This window comes from Nocardia sp. NPDC059177, assembly GCF_042755165.1.
GTDB lineage: Bacteria > Actinomycetota > Actinomycetes > Mycobacteriales > Mycobacteriaceae > Nocardia.
In genome coordinates, this window is sequence record NZ_JBHZBX010000002.1 from 330879 (window position 1) to 353611 (window position 22733).

The 22733-nt window shown below is 68.3% G+C and carries 19 protein-coding genes and 1 tRNA gene; 15 read left to right on the plus strand and 5 right to left on the minus strand.

The annotated features are described in order from the left end of the window. The first annotated feature begins 31 nt into the window (after positions 1 to 31). The 3 genes from ACFXK0_RS04665 to ACFXK0_RS04675 are packed head-to-tail and all read left to right on the plus strand — an operon-like array spanning position 32 to position 4297. Positions 32 to 1783 carry an ABC transporter ATP-binding protein gene (locus ACFXK0_RS04665; RefSeq protein WP_379408378.1) on the plus strand — a complete coding sequence of 584 codons (1752 nt, stop codon included), beginning with the start codon at positions 32 to 34 and terminating at the stop codon, positions 1781 to 1783. Next, entirely contained in the window at positions 1780 to 3630 is a 1851-nt protein-coding gene (locus ACFXK0_RS04670; protein ID WP_379408379.1) for an ABC transporter ATP-binding protein, read from the plus strand. Before ACFXK0_RS04665 ends, ACFXK0_RS04670 begins: the two co-directional genes overlap by 4 nt. Before the next feature lie 49 nt (positions 3631 to 3679). Further along, entirely contained in the window at positions 3680 to 4297 is a 618-nt protein-coding gene (locus ACFXK0_RS04675; protein ID WP_379408380.1) for a putative glycolipid-binding domain-containing protein, read from the plus strand. Between the two features lie 195 nt (positions 4298 to 4492). Here ACFXK0_RS04675 and ACFXK0_RS04680 read toward each other — a convergent pair whose 3' ends face one another. Then, on the minus strand, positions 4493 to 5440 hold the full coding sequence (locus tag ACFXK0_RS04680; RefSeq protein ID WP_379408381.1) for a prephenate dehydrogenase: 948 nt from the start codon (positions 5438 to 5440) through the stop codon (positions 4493 to 4495). Positions 5441 to 5498: 58 nt separating this feature from the next. Between ACFXK0_RS04680 and ACFXK0_RS04685 the strand changes: the two genes are divergently transcribed. The 4 genes from ACFXK0_RS04685 to ACFXK0_RS04700 all read left to right on the plus strand — a co-directional run bounded on the left by ACFXK0_RS04685 (position 5499) and on the right by ACFXK0_RS04700 (position 6990). After that, positions 5499 to 6038: a tRNA adenosine deaminase-associated protein gene (locus ACFXK0_RS04685; RefSeq protein WP_379408382.1), complete on the plus strand. Its 540-nt coding sequence runs from the start codon at positions 5499 to 5501 to the stop codon at positions 6036 to 6038. A 26-nt stretch (positions 6039 to 6064) separates the two neighbouring features. Beyond that, positions 6065 to 6499 carry a nucleoside deaminase gene (locus ACFXK0_RS04690; RefSeq protein WP_379408486.1) on the plus strand — a complete coding sequence of 145 codons (435 nt, stop codon included), beginning with the start codon at positions 6065 to 6067 and terminating at the stop codon, positions 6497 to 6499. Positions 6500 to 6545: 46 nt separating this feature from the next. Next, positions 6546 to 6636, plus strand: a tRNA-Ser gene (locus ACFXK0_RS04695). Positions 6637 to 6741: 105 nt separating this feature from the next. Next, on the plus strand, positions 6742 to 6990 hold the full coding sequence (locus ACFXK0_RS04700; RefSeq protein WP_379408384.1) for a hypothetical protein: 249 nt from the start codon (positions 6742 to 6744) through the stop codon (positions 6988 to 6990). Positions 6991 to 7003: 13 nt separating this feature from the next. Here the strand turns inward: ACFXK0_RS04700 and ACFXK0_RS04705 are convergent, their stop codons facing one another. Continuing rightward, positions 7004 to 9292 (minus strand): MMPL family transporter, encoded by a 2289-nt coding sequence (locus ACFXK0_RS04705; protein ID WP_379408385.1) that lies wholly within the window; start codon positions 9290 to 9292, stop codon positions 7004 to 7006. A gap of 155 nt (positions 9293 to 9447) precedes the next feature. Further along, on the minus strand, positions 9448 to 11742 hold the full coding sequence (locus tag ACFXK0_RS04710) for an MMPL family transporter (protein ID WP_379408387.1): 2295 nt from the start codon (positions 11740 to 11742) through the stop codon (positions 9448 to 9450). 132 nt (positions 11743 to 11874) lie between these two features. On the opposite strand from ACFXK0_RS04710, the gene ACFXK0_RS04715 reads away from it, so the two are divergent. The 4 genes from ACFXK0_RS04715 to ACFXK0_RS04730 all read left to right on the plus strand — a co-directional run bounded on the left by ACFXK0_RS04715 (position 11875) and on the right by ACFXK0_RS04730 (position 16738). Beyond that, a complete protein-coding gene (locus ACFXK0_RS04715; protein ID WP_379408388.1) occupies positions 11875 to 12471 on the plus strand; it encodes a TetR/AcrR family transcriptional regulator in 597 nt (198 codons plus the stop codon). An 83-nt stretch (positions 12472 to 12554) separates the two neighbouring features. After that, positions 12555 to 13031: an RrF2 family transcriptional regulator gene (locus tag ACFXK0_RS04720; protein ID WP_379408389.1), complete on the plus strand. Its 477-nt coding sequence runs from the start codon at positions 12555 to 12557 to the stop codon at positions 13029 to 13031. A gap of 72 nt (positions 13032 to 13103) precedes the next feature. Next, positions 13104 to 14837 carry an ABC transporter ATP-binding protein gene (locus ACFXK0_RS04725; RefSeq protein WP_379408390.1) on the plus strand — a complete coding sequence of 578 codons (1734 nt, stop codon included), beginning with the start codon at positions 13104 to 13106 and terminating at the stop codon, positions 14835 to 14837. Next, positions 14834 to 16738, plus strand: coding sequence for an ABC transporter ATP-binding protein (locus ACFXK0_RS04730; protein WP_379408392.1), 1905 nt, complete (start codon positions 14834 to 14836; stop codon positions 16736 to 16738). Before ACFXK0_RS04725 ends, ACFXK0_RS04730 begins: the two co-directional genes overlap by 4 nt. Here the strand turns inward: ACFXK0_RS04730 and ACFXK0_RS04735 are convergent, their stop codons facing one another. After that, on the minus strand, positions 16739 to 17314 hold the full coding sequence (locus ACFXK0_RS04735; RefSeq protein WP_379408393.1) for a TetR/AcrR family transcriptional regulator: 576 nt from the start codon (positions 17312 to 17314) through the stop codon (positions 16739 to 16741). It lies immediately after the preceding gene. A 69-nt stretch (positions 17315 to 17383) separates the two neighbouring features. Here ACFXK0_RS04735 and ACFXK0_RS04740 point away from each other — a divergent pair, with 69 nt between their 5' ends. From ACFXK0_RS04740 to tgt, 3 genes are read left to right on the plus strand one after another with little or no spacing between them, the layout of a single operon-like run. Further along, positions 17384 to 18301 carry an ATP-binding cassette domain-containing protein gene (locus tag ACFXK0_RS04740; protein ID WP_379408395.1) on the plus strand — a complete coding sequence of 306 codons (918 nt, stop codon included), beginning with the start codon at positions 17384 to 17386 and terminating at the stop codon, positions 18299 to 18301. Beyond that, positions 18301 to 19926, plus strand: a complete 1626-nt coding sequence (locus tag ACFXK0_RS04745) for an ABC transporter permease (RefSeq protein ID WP_379408396.1) — start codon at positions 18301 to 18303, stop codon at positions 19924 to 19926. Before ACFXK0_RS04740 ends, ACFXK0_RS04745 begins: the two co-directional genes overlap by 1 nt. A gap of 37 nt (positions 19927 to 19963) precedes the next feature. Continuing rightward, positions 19964 to 21217 carry a tRNA guanosine(34) transglycosylase Tgt gene (tgt, locus tag ACFXK0_RS04750; RefSeq protein WP_379408398.1) on the plus strand — a complete coding sequence of 418 codons (1254 nt, stop codon included), beginning with the start codon at positions 19964 to 19966 and terminating at the stop codon, positions 21215 to 21217. Between the two features lie 37 nt (positions 21218 to 21254). Here the strand turns inward: tgt and ACFXK0_RS04755 are convergent, their stop codons facing one another. Continuing rightward, on the minus strand, positions 21255 to 22037 hold the full coding sequence (locus tag ACFXK0_RS04755) for a queuosine precursor transporter (RefSeq protein ID WP_379408399.1): 783 nt from the start codon (positions 22035 to 22037) through the stop codon (positions 21255 to 21257). Between the two features lie 53 nt (positions 22038 to 22090). Here ACFXK0_RS04755 and ACFXK0_RS04760 point away from each other — a divergent pair, with 53 nt between their 5' ends. Next, a complete protein-coding gene (locus ACFXK0_RS04760) occupies positions 22091 to 22702 on the plus strand; it encodes a DUF4190 domain-containing protein (RefSeq protein WP_379408401.1) in 612 nt (203 codons plus the stop codon). Positions 22703 to 22733: the final 31 nt, after the last annotated feature.

The following is a 22733-nucleotide window of genomic DNA, read 5'->3' on the forward strand; positions in this document are numbered from 1 at the left end:
GGAGCCGCCCACACAGCAACCGCGCGGGGGTATGCGGTCGCTGCGGCGGTTCCTGCCGTACCTGCGGCCCTACCGGGTGCCGCTGATCGCCGCCAATGTCCTTGCCATCGTGGCCACCAGCACGGCCATCATCATCCCGCTGCTGATCGCGAAGATCATCGACGGGCCGATCGCGCGGCGCGACTTCGTGGCCTTGCTCGCGCCGGTCGCGCTGGTCTTCGTGCTCGGCGCGCTCGAATCGTTCGGTATGTGGGGCAGGCGCTGGCTGGTGTCCAAACCGTCGACGCTGTTCGAGATCGCCATGCGCGCCAAGCTGTTCGCGCAGTTGCAGGCGCTGTCGATCGGTCGGCACGACGGCTGGCAGTCGGGCCAGCTGCTCTCGCGCGCGATCGACGACATGGGCGTGATCCGGCGCTTCGTCGCGTTCGCCGGCCCGTTCCTGATCGTGCATCTGGTGCTGCTGCCGACCGGGCTGGTGGCGTTGTTCGTGATGAATTGGCAAGTGGGACTGATCTTCACGGTGATGTCGCTGCCGCTGACGGTGTTCTGTGCGCGATTCGTCCGCCGGTTCGAGGTGGCCTCGCGTCGCTCACAGGATCAGTCCGGCGATCTGGCGACCATCGCCCAGGAGTCCGCGCAGGGTGTGCGGGTGCTCAAGGCGCTGGGTCGCGGCCGGTTCTTCGGCGCGCGGTTCACGGCGCTCTCGCGCGAACTGCAGCGCACCGAACTGGAGAAGGTGCGCCTGGACGCGACCCTGTGGGCGGCCATGGTGACCTTCCCGACCGTCTCGATCGCGCTGTCACTCGGCCTGGGCGGGTACTCGGTGGTGCACGGATCGATGACGATGGGCACGCTGGTCGCGAGCATCACCCTCGCGACCTTCCTGCAGTGGCCGATCATCTGGACCGGCTTCCTGCTCTCGGAACTGTTCGAGGCGCGCACCGCCGCCGACCGGTTCTGGGAGATCATCGACACACCGCTCGACATCACCGATCCGCCACGGCCGGCCGGGTTGCCCGCGCAGGTGCGCGGCGAACTGGTCATCGACCAAGTCCGCTTCGCCTACCCGCGCTCGGGCGATGGCACGGATACCACTGTGCTGGAGGATATTTCGCTGCGGGTGCGGCCCGGTGAGACGGTGGCGCTGGTCGGCGCGACCGGCAGCGGCAAGACCGCGCTGCTGGAACTGATCCCCCGGCTCTACGACGTGAGTGCGGGCCGGATCACCATCGACGGCATCGACATCGCCACCCTGCGGCTGGCCGAGCTGCGCCGGGTGGTGACGGTGGCCTTCGAGGAACCGGTGCTGTTCTCGGCCAGCGTGCGCGAGAACGTGGCACTGGGCGACCCGCGCGCCACCGACGCCGATATCCGCCAGGCGCTCGATATCGCCCAGGCCACCGACTTCGTCGAGGCGCTGCCGTGGGGTCTCGACACCAGGATCGGTGAGCAGGGCATGAGCCTGTCCGGCGGTCAGCGGCAGCGGCTCGCGCTGGCCAGGGCGGTGCTGGTCGGTGATGCCGAGGCCGAGCACGGCCGGATCATGGTGCTCGACGATCCGCTCTCCGCGCTGGACGTGGAAACCGAAGAGCGCGTACAGGACCGGCTGCGCAGCGTGCTCTCGGGCGCGACCACGCTGCTGGTCGCGCACCGGCCGTCCACCGCGGCACTGGCCGACCGCGTCGCCCTGCTGGCCGACGGCCGCATCGTCGCCGAGGGCACGCACGAGAAGCTGCTGCGCACCAGCGGCCGCTACCGCGAACTGATGGGAGGTGAACCATGACGACCACCGCGGAAACACCCGCACCGCAGGCGACTTCGGACCAGGAAGCCGACTGGCGTGGCATCGCCAAGGAAGACGACGCGGTCACCGGCACCGGAAACCTGGTGCTGGCCGGTCGTTCCCGGCGCCTGCTGCTGGATCTGGTGCGGCCCTACCGCAAGCAGGCGCTGCTCACCTTCGTGCTGATCCTGCTCGACAACGCCGCCAAGGTCTCGCTGCCGCTGTTCATCGCCTACGGCCTCGACCACGGCATCAGCCAGGGCAGGCAGGGGAACTGGACGCCGATGCTCGCGACAGTGGCCGGGTTTGTCGCGGTCACCGTCGTCTCGGGCGTCACCACGTACTGCTTCCTGCGGGCGTCGGGGTCGCTGAGTCAGCGGGTGCTGTTCGATCTGCGGGTGCGCGCGTTCCGGCACACCCAGCGGTTGAGCGTGGCGTTCCACGAGAGCTACACCTCCGGCAAGGTCGTCACCCGGCTCACCAGCGATATCGAAACCCTGCAGGAACTGCTCGAGGGCGCGCTGAACCAGGCGTTCGGCGCGATCCTGTCGGTGGTCACCATCGCGGCGCTGCTGATCTGGCTGGATCCGATGCTGGCCTCGATCGTGCTGCTCGGTTTCGTGCCGCTGGTGCTGGTCACCCGGTGGGCGCAGCGGCGTCAGCGGGCCGGCTACCGGCGCACGCGTGGTGCGATCGCCCGTGTCGTCGTGCAGTTCGTCGAGGCGATGAGCGGTATGCGGGCGGTGCAGGCGTTCCGGCGCGAGCATCGCAACCAGGAGGTGCTCGCCACCGAGGACATCGAGTACCAGCAGGCGACCACCACCGCGATCCGCGGCATGGGCGACTACGTCGGATTGTCGAACTTCATCGGCAAGCTGACCACGGTCATCGTGCTGCTGGTCGGTGCCTGGCAGGTGATGGAGGGCAACCTCGCGCTGGGCGTGCTGGCGGCATACCTGCTCTACCTCGACCAGTTCTACGGCCCGCTCGACGAGCTCGCCCAGGTGTTCAACTCCTACCAGTCCGCCGCGGCGGCGCTGGAGAAGATCTCGGGTGTGCTCGAAGAGCAGCCCTCGGTCGCCGAGCCCGACGACCCGGTCACCCTGGAGCGGGCGAGCGGCGCGGTGCGGATGGACCACGTCTGGTTCGGCTACAACGACACCACGGTGCTGCCGGAGTTCGAGCTGGACATCCCGGCGGGCCAGGTGGTGGCGCTGGTCGGTGCGACCGGTGCCGGCAAGTCGACGCTGGCCAAGCTGCTCACCCGGTTCTACGACCCGAGCGGCGGCGCCGTCACCCTCGACGGCGTCGACCTGCGCAGGCTCACCGACGCCGAGCTGCGCAGGCACGTCGTGATGATCACCCAGGAGGCCTACCTGTTCTCCGGCACCATCGCCGACAACATCCGGCTCGGCAGGCCGGAGGCCGATGACGCCGAGGTGCGCGCGGCCGCCGAGGCGGTGGGCCTTGACCGGTTCGTCGCCTCGCTGCCCGACGGGTACGACACCGACGTGCGCACCCGGGGCGGCAGGCTCTCGGCGGGTCAGCGGCAGCTGGTCGCCTTCGCGCGGGTGTTCCTGGCCGATCCGGCGGTGATCGTGCTCGACGAGGCCACCTCGAGCCTCGACATCCCCGGTGAGCGGCTGGTGCAGCGCGCACTGGAGACGTTGCTGCGTGGCCGGACCGCGGTGATCATCGCGCACCGGCTCTCCACCGTGGCGATCGCCGATCGTGTGCTGGTGCTCGACAGCGGCCGGATCGTGGAGGACGGCGCACCGGCGGAACTGATCGCCGGGCAGGGCCGCTTCGCCGGCCTGCACGCCGCATGGCGGGATTCGCTGGTGTGATGCGCCCGTGTTGTACAGCAGCGGGGCTGGTGTCGCTTACCGTAGAGAGGTGACGACCCCAGCCCCGGGCCAGGCCGCAGGCCCCACCGAGAACAGACCGGCGTCCCGGTGGCCTGCGGTACTCACCTGGCGTGCCCACGACAACACCCGGATGGAATCGGTCCGGGTGACGGTGAACGGTAACCGGATCAGGGCGGCGGGCCGGATGATCGGCAGCGCGGGCGACGAACACCCGGCCTTCAGCGCCTCCTACGACCTGGTCACCGACGAAGCGGGCGCCACTCGCAGGCTGTCCCTGCGTACTACCACCGCGGCGGGCGAACGGCACGCCTCCATCTCCCGGGACGAGGAGAACTACTGGCTGGTCGACGCGGGCGGCAGCCACGTGCGCTCGACCTTCGGCGGGGCGCTCGATGTCGACGTGGTGCTGAGCCCCTTCTTCAACACCCTGCCGATCCGCCGCTTCGGCCTGCAGAACGCCGTGGGCGACGTGCAGGTCCCGGTCGTCTACGTGCGGCTGCCCGACCTGCTGGTGCAGGAGGCCGAGCTCACCTACTCGAGCGCCGCCGACGGGATCAATGTGCTGTCCCCGGTCTCCAGTGCCACCCTCACGGTCGACCCGGAAGGATTCGTGCTCGACTACCCGGGCCTTGCCGAACGCGTCTGAACCCCTGGTCCAGCGCGGGCTCTCGCCGTGAACCGCCGTGCCTGTGCCGCGACAGCAAGCGCAGCACGCGAGCAGCTGACCGCGAGCAGGCGCGTTCGCCCGAGCGGATCTCGTCTCCCGCGGACCCGCCGCTGTAGCGAGCGCAGCACCTACACCCGCTGACCCGCCCGCAGCGCGAAGGACCGGTCCTGGTCGCTAGAGCGAGCGCAGCACCCCACCCCGCTGACCCGCGCGCCGCAACTCACCGAGCCAATCGCCGACGCCGGGCGTCACCCCGGTGATCTCCCACCGCTGGCGTTCCTCGTACGCGGTGCGCCCGCGGTAACCCGTCTCGACAAGCTCGCCGAGCGTGCCGTCGGTGCGCAACGACTCCCGTGCCGTCCGCAGCGCGGCGATCGTCTCGTCGATGACCAGCCCCAGCGCGGCGCCGTTCGGTTCGCAGATGGCGCGCACCAGATCGGGTGCGGTGCCCGCGACCCGGGTGCCGTCGCGGAACGAGCCTGCGGCCAGTCCGAGGGCCAGCGCGCCGCCGTCGGCGCCCGCCGCCGCCAGCGCCTCGGCCAGCACGTGCGGCAGATGCGAGATCCGCGCGACCGCCCGATCGTGTTCCTCGGCGACCACCGGGACCACCACCGAGCCACAGTCCAGCGCCAACCGCACCACCCGCGTCCACGGCTCGACCCGCGTGCCCTCATCCACCCCGACCGCCCACACCGCATCCCGGAACAGTTCTGGATCGGTTGCCGCCCAGCCGGATTCGGCGGTGCCCGCCATCGGGTGCCCGCCCACGTAGTTCGCTTCGATGCCTTGTTTGCGGACCGCGTCGGCGACCGGGCCCTTGATGCTCACCACATCGGTCAGCGGGCACTGCGGCGCGTGCGCGGCGATCTCGGTGAGGATGGGCTCGATCGCGGGCATCGGCACCGCGAGCACCACCAGCGCGTCAGTCGCGGCGGCCCGGCGCAACACCGCCGACAGCTCACCGGTGACATCGAAACCGTCCCGACGCGCCGACTCGGCACCCGCGTCGGAGCGGTTGTAACCGAACGCCTCGTACCCGGCCGCGACGGCGGCGCGCAGCAGTGAGCCGCCGATCAAGCCGGTTCCGAGGACGCAGACAGCGGCGCGCTGGTCGATGGTCATCGGAACAGATTGGCACACGAGTTCATCATTGGGGGCGGGACAGACTACCGTTTGGTCCATGGCAGCACAGCGCTCGGGCACGAACAGGGCGACGTCGGACGACGACTTCGACGTCGAAGGGTTCGCAGTGGCGGTGGTCCGCGAAGACGGCACGTGGCGGTGCAGTCCGCTCAGCAACGACGCCCTGCACGATTTGTCGGTCGCCGAGACCGAATTGAAGGCATTGCGCAGCTCAGGCGCGGTGTTCGGGCTATTGGACGTGGACGACGAGTTCTTCGTCGTGCTGCGTCCGGCACCGAGCGGCACCCGGCTGCTGCTCTCCGACGCGACCGCCGCGATCGACTACGACATCGCCGCCGATGTCCTCGACGCGCTCAATGTCGAGATTCCCGACATCGACCCCGACGACCTCGACGACGTCGAACCGTGGGAGGAGGGCGACCTCGGCCTGCTGGCCGATCTGGATCTGCCCGAAGCGGTGCTGAGTGTGATCCTCGCCGAAACCGACCTCTATCCCGACGAGCAGCTCGGCATGATCGCCCAGCGACTCGGTTTCGCCAATGAATTCGCGGCGGTCCTGGACAAATTGCCCAGGTGAACACCGCGACGGTGTCCGATCAGGACATGATGCGCGCCGCGATCGCGGCCGCCGCAGCCGCCGATCCGCGCGATGTGCCGGTCGGCGCCGTCGTCTTCGACGCCCAGGGCCGGGAACTGGCCAGGGCCAGCAATGCCAGGGAGGCCACCGGCGACCCCACCGCGCACGCCGAGGTGCTGGCCCTGCGCGCCGCGGCCGCCGTACACGGTGACGGCTGGCGACTGGAGGGCGCGACCCTGGCCGTCACCCTCGAGCCCTGCACCATGTGCGCGGGCGCGCTGGTACTGGCCCGCGTCGGCAGGGTGATCTTCGGCGCCTGGGAACCCAAGACCGGCGCGGTCGGCTCGCTCTGGGACGTCGTACGCGACCGTCGCCTCAACCACCGCCCCCAGGTCCGCGGCGGCATCCTCGAATCCGAGTGCGCCGCCCTCCTGGACGATTTCTTCCGAACCCAACGCTGACCAGGCGATTTAACGATCAGGCACCCCCTCCGGTATCGTAGTCGGCGGTGGCGTGTCCGAGCGGCCTAAGGAGCACGCCTCGAAAGCGTGTGACGGGTAACCCCCGTCCGAGGGTTCAAATCCCTCCGCCACCGCCAGCAAGAGCCCCTCACCTGATACAGGTGGGGGGCTCTTTTGCTGTTCGCCGTCGTCGTGGTGCGTAATAGACTGGTAGTACCGAAACCCGGGAAGGAACGATGATTATGCGCGGGCGACAGCCGCCACCCGCGAAGTCCGGGATGGGGCTCGGGGGGAAGCTCATGGTGCTGGTGGTGCTGGGATGGGTGGCGGTGGGGTTGCTCGCCGCGGGGCAGCGGCATTACTTCTCGCATCTGCCACGGGAGTGCTCGGACTGGGCGACCATCGCGGTGACGGCCGCGGCTGGGCCCGCCAACTACATCGGGTTGAACCCGAAGGTCAGCGAGTGCGAGGTCCCCCAGCCGAGCAAGTGAGATGTCGAAGCCGTCAGGAACCTACGGGGACGGCTACTTTCTCTCGCTGTTGTAGTTCGCGTAGGCGGGCGCCTTCGACGTCGATGTCGGGGACGATCTTGTCCAGCCAGGCCGGCATCCACCAGGCCCATTTGCCCAGCAGCACAAGCAGTGCGGGGATGAGGATCATCCGGACGACGAACGCGTCCAGGGCCACGCCCGCGGCCAGGGCGAAGCCCATGGACTTGGCGGTGACGTCGGTTTCCAGCAGGAACGAGCCGAACACCGAGATCATGATGATCGCCGCGGAGGTCACCACGCGGGCGCCGTGGTGGTAGCCCTTGATCACCGCGTCGGTGGGACTCTCGCCGTGCACGTACTCCTCGCGCATGCGGGTCACCAGGAACACCTGGTAGTCCATCGCGAGGCCGAACACCAAGCCGATCAACATGATCGGCAGGAAGCTGACCAGCGGATGGGGATCGCTGATCAGGCCGAACTTGCCCTCCTGGAAGATCAGCACGGTCGCGCCGAAGGTGGCCGCCATGGAGAGCAGGAAGCCCAGGGCCGCGGTGAGCGGGACCAGGATCGAGCGGAACACCAGGATCAGCAGGATGAACGCGGCGCCTGCCACGATCGCCATGTACGGGACGATCTTGCTGAGCAGCACGTGGTCGATATCGGCGTAGATGGCGGTGGTGCCGGTGATGCCGTAGGACATCCCGTATCGCTCGTTCAGTTCCGACTCGGCGTCGCGGGCGGACTGCACCAGGTCCTTGGTCGACTGGTCGTTGGGCCCGGAGCGGGGGATGCCGTTGATCAGCGCGCCCGCGCCGTCCTGGCTCAGCTGGGCCTCGGTGACCAGCTCCATGTCCGGATAGGACGCGAGCTGCCTGCGCAGCGCTGTCAGCGCGGCTTCGCGCTGGTCGACGGGGGTGTCGCTGAGGTCGACCGCGACTTGCAGCACGCCGTTGCTGCCCTCGCCGAAGCCTTCGGTGCGCAGGTCGTAGGCCTTGCGGACGGTGGTCGTCTTGGCCAGGCTGTCCTCGCCGGGCAGGCCGAGGTTCAGGTTCAGCGCGGGCGCGGCCAGCAAGCCGAGCACGACGATGGCCAGCACCATGGTCACCGCGGGGAACTTCGCGATCACCCGGGCGACGCGGGTGCCGTTGGTGACGATGCTGTCGTCCTCGGGGTCGTGCTGGGCGATCAGCGGCAGCTTCGGCTTGAACAGGAACCTGCCGAAGGCGCCGAGCAGCGCAGGCATCAGGGTGATGGCGGTGAGCACGGCGAAGGCGGCGGCGATGGCGCCACCCAGACCCATGAAGGTCAGGAACCTGACCCCGACGATGCTCAGCCCGACCAGCGCGATGATGACGGTGAGCCCGGCGAACACCACCGCGGAACCGGCCGTCCCGAGCGCGGTACCGGCCGCTTCCTCGGCGGAATCCTGCACCGACAGTTCGTGTTTGTAGCGCGAGACGATGAACAGCGCGTAGTCGATGGAGAGCGCGATGCCGATCATCGAGGCCAGGAAGGTGGTGAAGCTGGGCACCGAGAGGACCGAGGTGGACAGGAAGATCAGCGAGGTCGCCGCGCCGAGGCCGACGATGGCGGTGATGATCGGCACGAACGCCGCGACGATGGCGCCGAAGGCCACCACCATCACCACCAGGGCCACGGCCATACCGATCATCTCCGACTTGCCCGATGGCATTTCCTGTTCCATCGCGATGGTGCCGCTGATCTCGACGGTCAGCCCGGCCGCGCGCGCCGCGTCGCCGACCGCGTAGGCCGCGTCGCGGTCCTCGGCGGTGATGTCGGCGAATTCGGTGATGGTGAACGGGACGCTGAAATAGGCGACCGTCAACGGCTCGGTCTCGTTCAGCACGTTCAGCGGGGCCGCGCTACAGGTCGACGGGTCGGGTTCGGCGGTGAGGCAACCCATTTCCTCGGTGGCGGTGATCGGATCGACGATCGGCTCGCTGTGATCGACGATGCCCAGCTGGTCCAGTTTGCCGATCAGGTCGGCGACCTGGGCGCGGTTGGCCGGGTCGGTGAGTTTCTGGCCGGCGGGGGCGCCGATGACATAGGTGCCGGTCACCGCGTCGAAGGCGAAGGCCTCGGACATGCCGGGGAAGTGTTTGTCGAGGATCTCGGTGGCCCGCTCCGAGGGCAGGTTGGGCATGCTGAAGTCGTCGGTCATCGGTTTCTGCAACTGGGCGCCGAGGCCGCCGAGCACCAGGAAACCGATCAACCAGACGGGTAGCACGATCCATTTGCGGCGAAAGGCCAGCTTGCCCCACCGGTACAGATAGACGGACACGGTTTTCTCCTCGCGATGAGCGGATCTGGAGATACAGCCGGGTCGAGCTGACCCTGAGTCTGCTGCGCTGGTACCGCGATATCAAGCACCGGGTGCGGAAACGACGCGACCCCGCACTCCTGGCCGGAGTGCGGGGTCGCGGGTTCAGCGGGGGATCAGCTGACCGGTACCGGCTGCTTCACCGTCTCGGCGTTCTGCGCGCGCAGCTGCTCGAGCTTGGCGCCCTCGACGTCGATGTCGGGCAGGATGCGGTCGAGCCACTTCGGGATCCACCAGGACCACTTGCCCATGATCACCAGCAATGCCGGCACGATCACCATGCGCACGACGAACGCGTCGATCGCGACACCGGCGGCGAGCGCGAAGCCGAACGACTTGGCGGTGACATCGGTCTCCATGATGAAGGAACCGAACACCGAGATCATGATGATCGCGGCCGAGGTCACCACGCGGGCGCCGTGGTGGTAGCCGGAGATCATGGCGTCCTTGGGCGACTTGCCGTGCACGAACTCCTCGCGCATGCGGGTCACCAGGAACACCTGGTAGTCCATCGCGAGGCCGAACACCAAGCCGATCAACATGATCGGCATGAAGCTGACCAGCGGTTGCGGGTCCTCGATCAGGCCGAACGCGCCTTCCTGGAAGATCAGCACGGTCGCGCCGAAGGTGGCCGCCATGGAGAGCAGGAAGCCCAGGGCGGCGGTGAGCGGGACCAGGATCGAGCGGAACACCAGGATCAGCAGGATGAACGCGGCGCCTGCCACGATCGCCAGGTACGGCAGGATCTTGCTGAGCAGCACGTGGTCGACATCGGCGTAGATGGCGGTGGTGCCGGTGATGCCGTAGGTCATGCCGTACTCGGCCTGCAGTTCGGCTTCGGCGTCGCGGGCCTCGGCCACCAGGTCTTTGGTGTCCTGGTTGTTCGGGCCTTGCTTCGGCACGCCGTTGAGCATCACGCCCTGCTTGGACTCGCTCCACTGCGGCGCGGTCACGTAGTCCATCTGCTCGTACGATTCGAGCTTTTCGCGCAGGGCGGTGACCGCTTGCTCGCGCTGTGCCTCGGGCACCTCAGCCAGGTCGGCGACGACCATGAGCACGCCGTTGCTGCCCTCGCCGAAGCCTTCTGTGCGCAGGTCGTAGGCCTTGCGCACGGTCGAGGTGGTCGGCAGGCTGTCCTCACCCGGCAAGCCGAGGTTCAGGTTGGCCGCGGGCGCGGCGAGCGCGCCGAGCGCGAGCACCGACAGGATCAGCGCGACCCACGGGGCCTTGCCGATCAGACGGCCGAAACGCTGGCCGACGGTGACCGAGTCATCGTCTTCGGGATCGTGCTGGGCGACCAGCGGCAGCTTCGGCTTGAACAGGTACTTGCCGAAGGCGCCCATCAGCGCGGGCATCAGGGTGATGGCGGTGAGGACGGCGAAGCCGGCGGCGATGGCGCCACCCAGACCCATGAAGGTCAGGAACTGCACGCCGACGATGCCGAGCGCGCCGAGCGCGATGATGACGGTCAGACCGGCGAACACCACGGCCGAGCCGGCGGTGCCCAGCGCGGTGCCCGCGGCCTCTTCGGCCGAGTCGCGCACAGCGAGTTCGTGCTTGTAGCGCGAGACGATGAACAGCGCGTAGTCGATCGAGAGCGCGATGCCGATCATCGAGGCGAGGAAGGTGGTGAAGCCGGGCACCTGCATGATCGAGGTGCCGAGCATGATCAGCGAGGTCGCCGCGCCGAGGCCGACGATGGCGGTGACGATCGGGACGACGGCGGCGACGAGGGCGCCGAAGGCGACCACCATCACGACCAGCGCCACGGCCATACCGATCATCTCGGACTTGCCGCTGGGCTGTTCCTGGGTCATCGCGACCGAGCCGCTGATCTCGACGGTCAGCCCGGCGTTGCGGGCTTCGGCACCGACTTCGTAGGCGGCCTCGCGGTTGGCCTCGGTGACATCGGTGACGGTGTCGATGGCGAAGGGCACGGTGAGGAAGGCGACCGTGTCCGGCGCGGTGGTGCTCAGCACGTTGAGCGGGGCACCTGAGCACCGCGTCGGATCGGGGTCGGCCAGGCAGCCCATCTTCTCGGTCATCGCGACCGGGCTCGTCAGCGGCTTGGCGTGGTCGACGATGTCGAGTTCGCTCAGCTTGGCGATGAGGGCGTCGATGGCCGCGCGGTTGGCCGGGTCGGTGAGCTTGGTGCCCTCTGGCGCGCCGATGACATAGGTACCGGAGACGGCGTCGAGCATGAACTGCTCGGACATGCCGGGGAAGTGCTTGTCGAGGATGTCGGTGGCCCGGGCGGAGGGCAGTTCCGGCATGCTGAAGTCATTGCTCATCGGCTTGCTGAGCGCGGTGCCCAGGCCGCCGAGCAGCAGGAACAGCAGTAACCAGACCGGCAACACGATCCATTTGCGGCGGAAAGCGAACTTTCCCCATCTGTACAGGTATACGGACACGCGCCCCGCCTCCACATCGTCGATTTATCTGTCTACCGTGCGGTAGGTAGACTACCGATCCGGTAAATGGAGGGGCAACCTCGATATACGAGGAAGCTACCTTGCCACAGCAATTGATGGGAGGATTGGCGCATGACTGCCCGAGACGGCGTCGCCGGAGTTTCCGCAGGTGGAGGCACCAAGCAGGCGATTCGCGATGCCGCGGTCCAGCTTTTCGCGGCCAAGGGCTTCGAGCAGGCGAGCCTTCGCGAGGTCGCCGATATGGTGGGAATCACAAAGGCGTCGCTCTACTACCACTACCCGTCCAAGCTGGATCTGCTCCTCGCCATCATCGATCCGATCATCGATCACATGCGCGACATCGTCACCGACATCGATGCCGTCCCCTACGACAGCGAGGGTATCCGCGCGGTCCTGCGCACCTATCTGCGCGGCATGATCCGCCACCGCGACGCGAGCGCGCTGTGCCTGCGCGACACCGCGGCCATCTTCAACGCCATCGCCGACCGCTATCCGGACCTGATGGACCTCACCCGTGAGCTGCGGCACTGGCTGGCCGGACCGAACCCCAGCAAGGAAGCGGAACTGCGCGCCGCCGCCGCCATCGAGGTGCTCGGCGTCGCGCTGGTATCGACCGAACTGGCCCCCGGCGCCAGCGACGCCACCGTCGAGAAGACCCTGCTCGACGCGGCCACCTGTGTCCTGACCGGCTGTGTCAATTCGGCGTGATCGGGCGGCCTGCGTGGTTACGCTGCGCTGCCGCCTCCGGCCGCTGACCGCTCACGCCGGGGGCACCGCGTAGGTTTGTCACCGTGCATATCACCGCCCGGGTCGACTACGCGGTGCGAACGCTACTCGAGCTCGCCGCGGCCGACGGGGTCGTGAAAGCCGAAGCCATCGCGGCCGCCGCGCAGATCCCGCCCAAGGTGCTCGAAACCGTCCTGGCCGAGCTGCGCCGCGCCGGCCTCGTGCTGAGCAGGCGCGGGCCCGACGGCGGCTACCGCCTCGGCAGGCCCGCCCCGGAGATCTCGGTGGCCGATGTGATCCGCGCGGTCGAGTCGCCGCTCGCCTCGGTGCGGGGACAGCGTCCCGAGGACGTGCGCTACCCGGGCGCGGCCGAACCGCTCCAGCGGGTGTGGATCGCGTTGCGGGTCAATATCCGCGCCGTCCTGGAGAACGTGTCGATCGCCGACATCGCCGGTGACCGGTTGCCGGGCTTCCTCGACGAGCTGCTCGCCGACCCCGGCGCGTGGGCGCGACGCGAGCCGCACACGACCGCAGGCGCCTGAACCCACGGTTGTCCATAGCGCTGGTAAAAGTCTGCGACGGGTGTCACCGGCACGCGGTAGCCTGCGACCATCATGTTGATCTCCCTGCTACGGACCTACTTGGCTCCGTACCGCGCCCAGCTGGCCGGGGTTCTGGTACTCCAGCTGATCTCGGTTATCGCGATGCTCTACCTGCCCAGTCTCAACGCGGACCTGATCGACGACGGCGTCACCAAGGGCGACATCGGCTTCATCTGGAACACCGGCCTGTGGATGCTGGCGGTGAGCTGCGTGCAGATCGTGGCGTCCTCGGCGTCGGTGTACTTCGGCGCGCAGGCGGCGATGGGCGCGGGCCGCGACATGCGCGGCGGGGTACTGCACCGGGTGGAGACCTTCTCCGCGCGCGAGGTCGGCATGTTCGGCGCACCCTCGCTGATCACCCGTTCGACCAACGACATCCAGCAGGTCCAGCTGCTGATCGTGATGTCGGTGACGATCCTGGTGATGGCCCCGATCATGTGCGTCGGCGGCATCGTCATGGCCTTGCGCGAGGACCTCGGCCTGTCCTGGCTGCTGCTGATCGCGGTGCCCGCGCTGGCGCTGGCGATGGGGACCATCGTCGCCCGCATGGTGCCGGGATTCCGGCAGATGCAGGAGCGGATCGACGGGGTGAACCGGGTGCTGCGCGAGCAGATCACCGGCATCCGGGTGGTGCGCGCGTTCGTGCGCGAGCGCCAGGAGATCTGGCGTTTCGGGATGGCCAACCGCGCGCTCACCGACACCGCGTTGCGGGTGGGCAAGCTGATGGCGCTGATGTTCCCGACCGTCATGTTGATCAGCAATCTGACCGCGGTCGCGGTGATCTGGTTCGGCGGTCATCACGTCGACAACGGCACCATGCAGATCGGTTCGCTGACCGCGATGCTGTCCTACATCATGCAGATCCTGATGGCTGTCATGATGGCCTCGTTCCTGGCGATGATGGCGCCGCGCGCCGCGGTCTCGGCCGACCGGATCGGCGCGGTGCTCACCACCGAGTCCTCGGTGGAGCCGCCGCGCCTGCCGCAACCCTTCGCCGGCGATCCGGCCACCGTCGACCTGCGGTTCGCCGAGTTCGCCTTCCCCGGCGCGGAGAAGCCGGTGCTGCGCGCCATCCGCTTCGCCGTCGCACCGGGAACCACCACCGCGATCGTCGGGTCGACCGGCTCGGGCAAGACCACGCTGCTCAACCTGATCCCGCGGCTGATCGACGTCACCGACGGCGCGGTCTACGTCGGCGGCACCGATGTCCGCCACGTCGAACTGGAGGCACTGCGCGCCGAGATCGGCCTGGTGCCGCAGAAGGCCTATCTGTTCTCCGGCACCATCGCCACCAACCTGCGCTACGGCAAGCCCGACGCCACCGACGACGAACTCTGGCACGCGCTCGAGGTCGCCCAGGCGGCCGATTTCGTGCGCGAGATGCCGCAGGGCCTCGACACCCCGGTCGCCCAGGGCGGCACCACCGTGTCCGGCGGACAGCGTCAGCGGCTGTGCATCGCCCGCGCGCTGGTGCGCAAGCCGCGCATCTACCTGTTCGACGACTCGTTCTCCGCGCTCGACGTCGCCACCGACGCCCGGCTGCGCGCCGCGCTGAAGCCGGAGACCGCCGAGGCCTCGGTGATCATCGTCGCCCAGCGGATCCAGACCATTCGCGACGCCGACCAGATCGTCGTCCTCGAGGACGGCGCGATGGCCGGCCTCGGCACCCATGACCAATTGATGCAGCGATGTCCGGAATACCGGGAGATCGTCGAGTCCCAGCTGAGTGTGGAGGAGGCTCGATGAGGCCGGGCGCTCCCGGACCCGGTGCGCCGGGTACGAAGGCCAAATCGTTCGGTCCGTCGCTGAAGCGGCTGCTGCGCAGGCTCGTGCCGGAACGGGTGTACGTCGGCACGATCATCGCCCTGGTGATCACCTCGGTCGTGCTCAACACCCTCGGGCCCTACCTGCTCGGCAAGGCGACCAACCTGGTCTTCGACGGCTTCGTCGGCAAGCAGCTGGAACCGGGCCTGACCAAGGAACAAACCGTCGAGCTGCTGCGCGAACAGGGTGAGAACACCCGCGCCGACATGCTCTCGGCGATGAACGTCATCCCGGGCACCGGCATCGATTTCGACGCCGTCGGCCGGGTGCTGATGGTGGTGCTCGCGCTCTACCTGGCCGCCGCGGTGTTCGGCTGGTTGCAGGGGTATCTGCTCAATATCGTCATCAACCGCACGGTCAAGCGGTTGCGCGACGACGTGGAGAACAAACTGCACCGGCTGCCGCTGCGCTACTTCGACACCGCGCCGCGCGGTGACGTGCTCAGCCGCGTCACCAACGATGTCGACAATGTCTCGCAGAGCCTGCAGCAGACCATGAGCCAGCTGCTGACCTCGCTGTTCACCGTGGTCGGCATCTTGATCATGATGTTCTGGATCTCGCCGCTGCTGGCGTTCATCGCCCTGCTCACGGTGCCCGCCGCGATCGTGGTCACCGCGCAGATCGCCAAGCGCTCCAAGCCGCACTTCGTCGACCAGTGGAAATACACCGGCGAGGTGAACGCCGCGGTCGAGGAGGCCTACACCGGCCACGAGATCATCACCGCGTTCGGGCGCAGCCGCGAGGTCGGCGAGGAGTTCGACAAGCGCAACCACAAGCTCTACGACGCCAGCTTCAAAGCGCAGTTCATCTCCGGCCTGATCATGCCGGCGATCATGTTCCTCGGGAACGTGAACTTCGTGTTCATCGCGCTGGTCGGCGGCCTGCGGGTGGCCACCGGCAACCTGTCGCTGGGCGAGGTGCAGGCCTTCATCCAGTACTCGCGTCAGTTCAGTCAGCCGCTGACCCAGATCGGCGCGATGGCGAACCTGCTGCAGTCCGGTGTCGCCTCGGCCGAGCGGATCTTCGAAATCCTCGACGCCGAGGAACAGAGCCCCGACCCGCTGGTGGAGAACAGCAGGCCGGTCGATCGCGGGCGGGTGGAGTTCGAGGCGGTGTCGTTCGGCTACGAGCCGGACAAGCCGATCATCGAACGGCTCTCGCTGGTCGCCGACCCCGGCCATGTGGTCGCCATTGTCGGGCCGACCGGCGCGGGCAAGACCACGCTGGTCAACCTGCTGATGCGCTTCTACGAACTCGACGCGGGCACCATCGCGATCGACGATGTCGACATCACCACCATCAGCCGCGACCATCTGCGTTCACGGATCGGCATGGTGCTGCAGGACACCTGGCTGTTCAAGGGGACCATCCGGGAGAACATCGCCTATGGCGACCCGAGCGCGAGCGAGCAGGACATCCTCGCCGCGGCCAGGGCGGCCTACGTCGACCGGTTCGTGCACGCCCTGCCCGACGGCTACGACACCGTCATCGACGAGGAGGGCGGCGGGGTGAGCGCCGGTGAGAAGCAGCTGATCACCATCGCGCGCGCGTTCCTGGCCAAGCCGTCGATCCTGGTCCTGGACGAGGCGACCAGCTCGGTCGACACCCGCACCGAGTCGCTGGTCCAGCACGCCACCGCGGCGCTGCGCCGGGACCGCACCAGTTTCGTCATCGCGCACCGGTTGTCGACCATCCGCGACGCGGACCTGATCGTGGTGATGGACAAGGGCCGCATTGTCGAGCACGGCACCCACGACCGCCTGCTCGCCGATCGCGGCGCCTACTACGACCTCTACAACGCCCAGTTCGCCGCCGCGCAGTAACTATCCGGCGCCCCACAGATTGCGGACCAGGGTCCAGGCCTGTTCGCGATCGGGGGTGCGCCCGGCGCGCAACTGCGCGGCGCCCCACACGTCGCCGGCCCGGATGACCGCCGCGGTGGCGGTGACCAGCAGTTCGCGGTCGCAGTCGACGGTGACCACGCCGATGGCGGTGCCGTTGTCGACCAGTTCGGCGATCCACGCCAGGAACACGCTCTGCTCACGCAGCATGAAGGCGGGGTCGATGAGCGCGAGGTCGGCGGGGTGGGTCGCGATGTGGTCGATCAGGCGCGCCTCCACGGTGTGGACGGCCCACCAGAATTCGGCCGCGTTGTCGGCGTAATGCCAGGTGCCAAGGACCGCGGCCAGCCGGGCGGCCACATCGTCGAGGACGGTGTAGAGCAGGTCCTCCCGGCCGTCGAAGTAGTTGTAGGCCGAGGTCTTCGAGATGCCGGCGGCGGCGATGATCTGGTTGTAGGAGGCGTGATCGACGCCGTCCTCGGCGAACTTGAGCTGTGCGATATCGAGGATCCGGCGCTGCTCCTCGGCGGGCAAGCGAGTGAATCGGGGTAGCGGCACGGTTTGATTCTAGCGGCTGGAACGATGGTATGTATCATCGGTGTGTACCACTGGTTCACAGTCGAGGAGATGGTCGCCGTGGCGAATCCGGTAATCGAAACGTCGGGGCTGCGCAAGCGGTTCGGTGACTTCACCGCCCTGGACGGGCTGGACCTGCGGGTGGAACAGGGTGAGGTGCACGGATTCCTCGGCCCGAACGGCGCGGGCAAGTCGACCACCATCCGGATACTGCTCGGGCTCATCCGGGCCAGTGGCGGCACGGCCCGGCTGTTCGGCCGTGATCCCTGGCACGACGCGGTGGCGCTGCACCAGCGCATCGCCTACGTACCCGGTGACGTCTCGCTGTGGCCGGGACTGTCCGGCGGGGAATGCCTCGATGTCCTCGCCGCGGCGCACGGCCCGGTCGACCCGGCCCGCCGCGACGCGATGATCGAGCGGTTCGATCTCGACCCGGCCAAGAAGAGCCAGGACTATTCGAAGGGCAACCGGCAGAAAGTCGCGCTGGTCGCCGCCTTCGCCGCCCGGCGGGACCTGCTGATCCTCGACGAGCCGACCTCCGGGCTGGATCCCCTGATGGAACAGGTGTTCCAGGAGGTCCTGCGCGAATACCAGCGCGAGGGTGCCACGGTGCTGCTGTCGAGCCATATCCTCGCCGAGGTCGAGGCGCTGGCCGACCGGGTCAGCATCATCCGCGCCGGGACCACGGTGTCCACCGGTACCTTGCACGAACTCCGCAGCCACGCCAGGACGCACGTGCACGCGGTCACCACCACCGGCCCCGCCGGGCTCGATACCGCGGCCGGGGTCAGCGCCGTGCGCGTCGAGCGCAACGCCGGGAACTACACCGTGTCCTTCGCCGTCGACGCCGACCACGTCGCCGCGGCGATCGGCGCGCTGCACGCCGCCGGCCTGCGCTCGATCACCGCCAACCCACCCAGCCTCGACGACCTGTTCCTGCGCAACTACGACACGGTGGAGGTGCGGTGATGCGCGGATATCTGGCCATGGTGTCGATCAGCTGGCACGGCAGCAGGCGTCAGCTGATCGCGTGGACGCTCGGACTGGCGGTGGCCTTCGCCGCCACCGCCTGGTCACTGCACAGCCTGTACGGCACACCCGCCGAGATCGCGACCTACGCCGCAGCCACCGAGTCGGCCGACACGCTGTACGTCATCAACGGAAAGCCGTACGGGCTGGGAAATATCGGCGGGGTGATCGTCTACGAGTTCGGCTTCGTGAGCGCGATCGCCTTCCCGCTCATGGGGATTCACCTGATGGTGCGGATGACGCGCGCCGAGGAACAGTCCGGGCGGATGGAGCTGTTGCGCGCGGGCACGATCGGTCGCACCGCCGCCCTCGCCGCCGCGTTCACCCTGACCGCCGCCGCGCTCGTGCTCATCGCGCTGTCGATGACAGCCACCTTGCTGCTGCTGGGACTGGGATGGCCAGGCGTTGTGCTGTACCCACTCGCCGTGGTCGGCCTCGGGGCCTGGTTCGCCGCAGTGGCGGCGGTGGCCGCGCAGGTCGTCGCGGCCGCGCGGACGGTGACGGCGAGCTGCCTCGCGCTGCTGGTCGTGGTGTTCCTGCTGCGCGGGATCGGCGATGTCGGCGACAGTGCGCTGGTGTGGCTGTCGCCGATCGGCTGGGCCGAGCAGACCCGGCCGTTCGCCGTGGACGCGCGCTGGTGGCCGGGGCTGCTCACGGTCGGTACCGCGGCGCTCGCCGGCGCGGCCGCTGCTCGGCTGGCGCAGCATCGCGACCTGGGTGCCGGGCTGTTCGCCGCGCGCCGGGGGTCGGCGGCCGCGACTGCCGTGCTGTTGCGTCCGGTCGGGTTCGCGATGCGGCGTCATCGTGGTTCGGTGGTCGTCTTCACGGTGATCGGTGCGCTGGTGGGTGTGGCGTTCGGCGCGGTCGCGGGCACCGTCGGCGACCTGCTGCGCGACAATGCGACGCTGCGCGAGGTATTCGGCACCGTCGAGGCGAACGAGAAGGCTTATCTGGCCTATGCCGTGGTGCTGCTGGCGCTGATCTGCGCCGGTTTCGCGGTGCAGGGGGTGGGCCGGATGGCCGAGGAGGAGTCCGCTGATCGGCTCGAACCGTTGCTGGCCGGCTCGATCTCGCGGACGCGCTGGCTGACCGCGCAGCTGACGGTGCTGTTCGCCGGGACCGTTGTGATCGCGCTGGTCAGCGGGTTCGCCCTCGGGCTCAGCGATGCCTTCGCGGTCGGGGATCCGGCCGCGACCTGGCGTTATCCGCTCGCCACTGCCGCCTACCTGCCCGCCGTCGGTGTGCTGTTGTGCGCGGCGCTCGCGCTCTACGGCCTGCGTCCGGCCGCGCTCGGGCTCAGCTGGACGGCGTTCATCGTGGTGACGGTGATCGCCACCCTCGCCGACACCCTGCGACTGCCCGGCTGGGTCCGGCAGGTCTCGCCGCTGGAATGGGTCGGCCGCACCCCCGCCGAGCCGGTCAGCTGGTGGGGTCTGGCCATCGCCGCCTGCCTCGCCGCCGGTCTGGCGCTCGCCGGATTCCGGGGCCTGGCCCGTCGCGACATCCCCGCCCGGCAGGGCGCCGGACTGATCCGCAGGGTCCGGTCGGTGGCCCATCGGGGCTGAGTTCGAGGGGATCGGTGGCGCTTGGCACGATGAGTGCGTGGCTGATTCCAGCGAGTTCGCGTTCAAGGTCGGTGCCCGTCTCGACGGTGGGCGGCACGGGCGCACCGGGGTGATCAGCACCCCGCACGGTGAGATCGCCACGCCCGCTTTCATTCCGGTGGGTACCAAGGCCTCGGTGAAGGCGGTGCTGCCGGAGACGATGAAGGACCTCGGCGCGCAGGCCCTGCTGGCCAACGCCTATCACCTGTACCTGCAGCCCGGGTCCGACATCGTCGACGCGGCGGGCGGGCTCGGCACCTTCATGAACTGGCCGGGCCCCACCTTCACCGACAGCGGCGGGTTCCAGGTGATGTCGCTCGGGGTGGGGTTCAAGAAGGTGCTGGCGATGGAGGCCGTCGACATCCGCTCCGATCAGGTGATCGCCGCAGGCAAGGAACGCCTGGCCACCGTCGACGACGACGGCGTCACCTTCCGCTCCCACCTGGACGGATCCAAGCATCGCTTCACCCCCGAGGTGTCGATGGGCATCCAGCACGAGCTCGGCGCCGACATCATGTTCGCCTTCGACGAGCTGACCACGCTCATGAATACCCGTGGCTACCAGGAGAAATCGCTACAGCGCACACACGAGTGGGCCCAGCGCTGCATCGACGAACACGAGCGGCTCACCCTCGCCCGCGCGCATCGGCCGTACCAGGCGCTGTTCGCAGTGATCCAGGGCGCGCAATACGAAGACCTGCGGCGCAAGGCCTGTCGCGAGCTGGAAGCGATCCGCGGTACGGGCGGAACGGAATTCGACGGCTACGGCATCGGCGGCGCGCTGGAAAAACACAACCTAGGCACCATCGTCGGCTGGTGCTCCGACGAGCTGCCCGAGGCCAAGCCACGGCACATGCTCGGCATCAGCGAACCAGAGGACATGTTCACCGCGATCGAGAACGGCGCCGACACCTTCGACTGCGTGAACCCGTCCCGAGTAGCACGCAACGCGGCCATCTACGTCGACGAGGGCCGTTTCAACATCAACACCAGCCGCTTCCGCCGCGACTTCACCCCCATCGACGAGAACTGCGACTGCTACACCTGCACCCACTACACCCGCGCCTACCTGCACCACCTGTTCAAAGCGAAGGAAATGCTCTCGGCCACCCTGTGCACCATCCACAACGAGCGCTTCACCGTCCGCCTGGTAGACCGCATCCGCGCGAGCATCGAAGGCGGCTACTTCGACGAGTTCAAGACCGAATTCCTGGGCCGCTGGCAGGGCCGCATCAAAGCGCCGGGACAGTAGCGGCGGAGGCTCCCCGGCGCTCCGCCGCTGCCGCGGATCAGTCGTGCAGCGCGTCGGCCGGAGCCGGCCCATAGTCGGGTTCCGTCTTCTTCAGGAACGCGATGACGCGGTAGGTAATGGGCATCACCAGCACCTCGACCAGCGTCTTCCACACGAAGCCAACGATCACATAGTTGATGAACGACTGCCAGGTATCGATGCCGATGGCCGTAGCAGCGATGGCGCAGAAGATGAGCGTGTCCGCGAACTCACCGACCACCGTGGAACCGATCAGCCGCGCCCACAGATGCTTCTCCTTGGTGCGTTCCTTGATCAGCACCAGCGTCGCCGAGTTCAGCAGCTGACCGACGAAGTACCCCGCCAACCCCGCGAGCACCAGCTGCGGTGTGGTGCCGAGCACCGTGCGCAGCGCCTGCTGGTTCTCGTAGAACCCGGCGGCGGGCAGCTGGATGGTCACCCAGAAGCAGGCGACGGTGAGCAGCAGGGCGGCGAAGCCGGTGTAGATGGCGTGGCGGGTGGCGCGGAAGCCGTACACCTCGCTGAGCACGTCACCGAGGATGTAGGCGAGCGGGAAGAGGAAGAAGGCGCCGTCGGTGACCAGCGGCAGCAGCTGCACCGGGCCCAGCGTCACCGAGAGGTCGGCGAACAGTTCGACGCCCTTGGAGGCGCAGATGTTGGAGATGATCAGTGTCGCGGTGAAGAAGGCGACGATTACCGGATAGAACCCCCGCGCGGCCTGGGCGAATGCCGCGTGTTCCGGCGCGGGGTGTCCAGATCCGGCGGGTTTGTCGAGCGAGTTTGCATCAGTCACGGGGTCCATCCAACCAAGGTCGCGATATGCCGGGGTCGCAGGTTGTGGAATACGCTGTAGCAATGACGAATCCCGGCGATTCCGACGAGTGGTGGAAGCAGTACGGCGGCTCCGGCGTGTCGCCGGAGTCCGGCGCGCCGGGTTCGGTGCCGCAGTACCCGACAGCCCAGCCGTCGCAGCCTGCCCAGCCGTCGAGCTACCCGTCGGCCCCGCAGTACCCGCAGCAGCCCGCCCCGCCGCCTTCGCTGTCGAAGCAGCCCGACTACCAGCAGCCCGTGCCGCCGCCGTCGCAGCCGCAGTACCCGAACTACCAGCAGCCTGCAGGACCGCCGCCCGGTTACGGTGGTTATCCGGCCGCGGGCGGCTACCCCGGTGCGGGTGGCTACCAGCCCTACGGCGGGTATCCGCAGCCGCAGGGCACCAACGGCCTGGCGATCGGCGCGCTGGTTTCCTCGCTGATCGGATTCTGTAGTTGCGGCCTCGGTTCGGTGGTCGGGATCATCCTCGGCGTGATGGCGATGAACCAGATCAAGGAGCGCGGCGGCGAGGGCCGCGGGATGGCGCAGGCCGGTATCTGGATCGGTGTCCTGGCGATCGTCGGCTGGGTGCTGTACATCCTGTTCTTCGTGGTCATCGGGATCGCCGGCGGATTCGACTCGTCGACGACGTACTGACCTGACGACAGAACAAGGGGCGCTCGCGGAT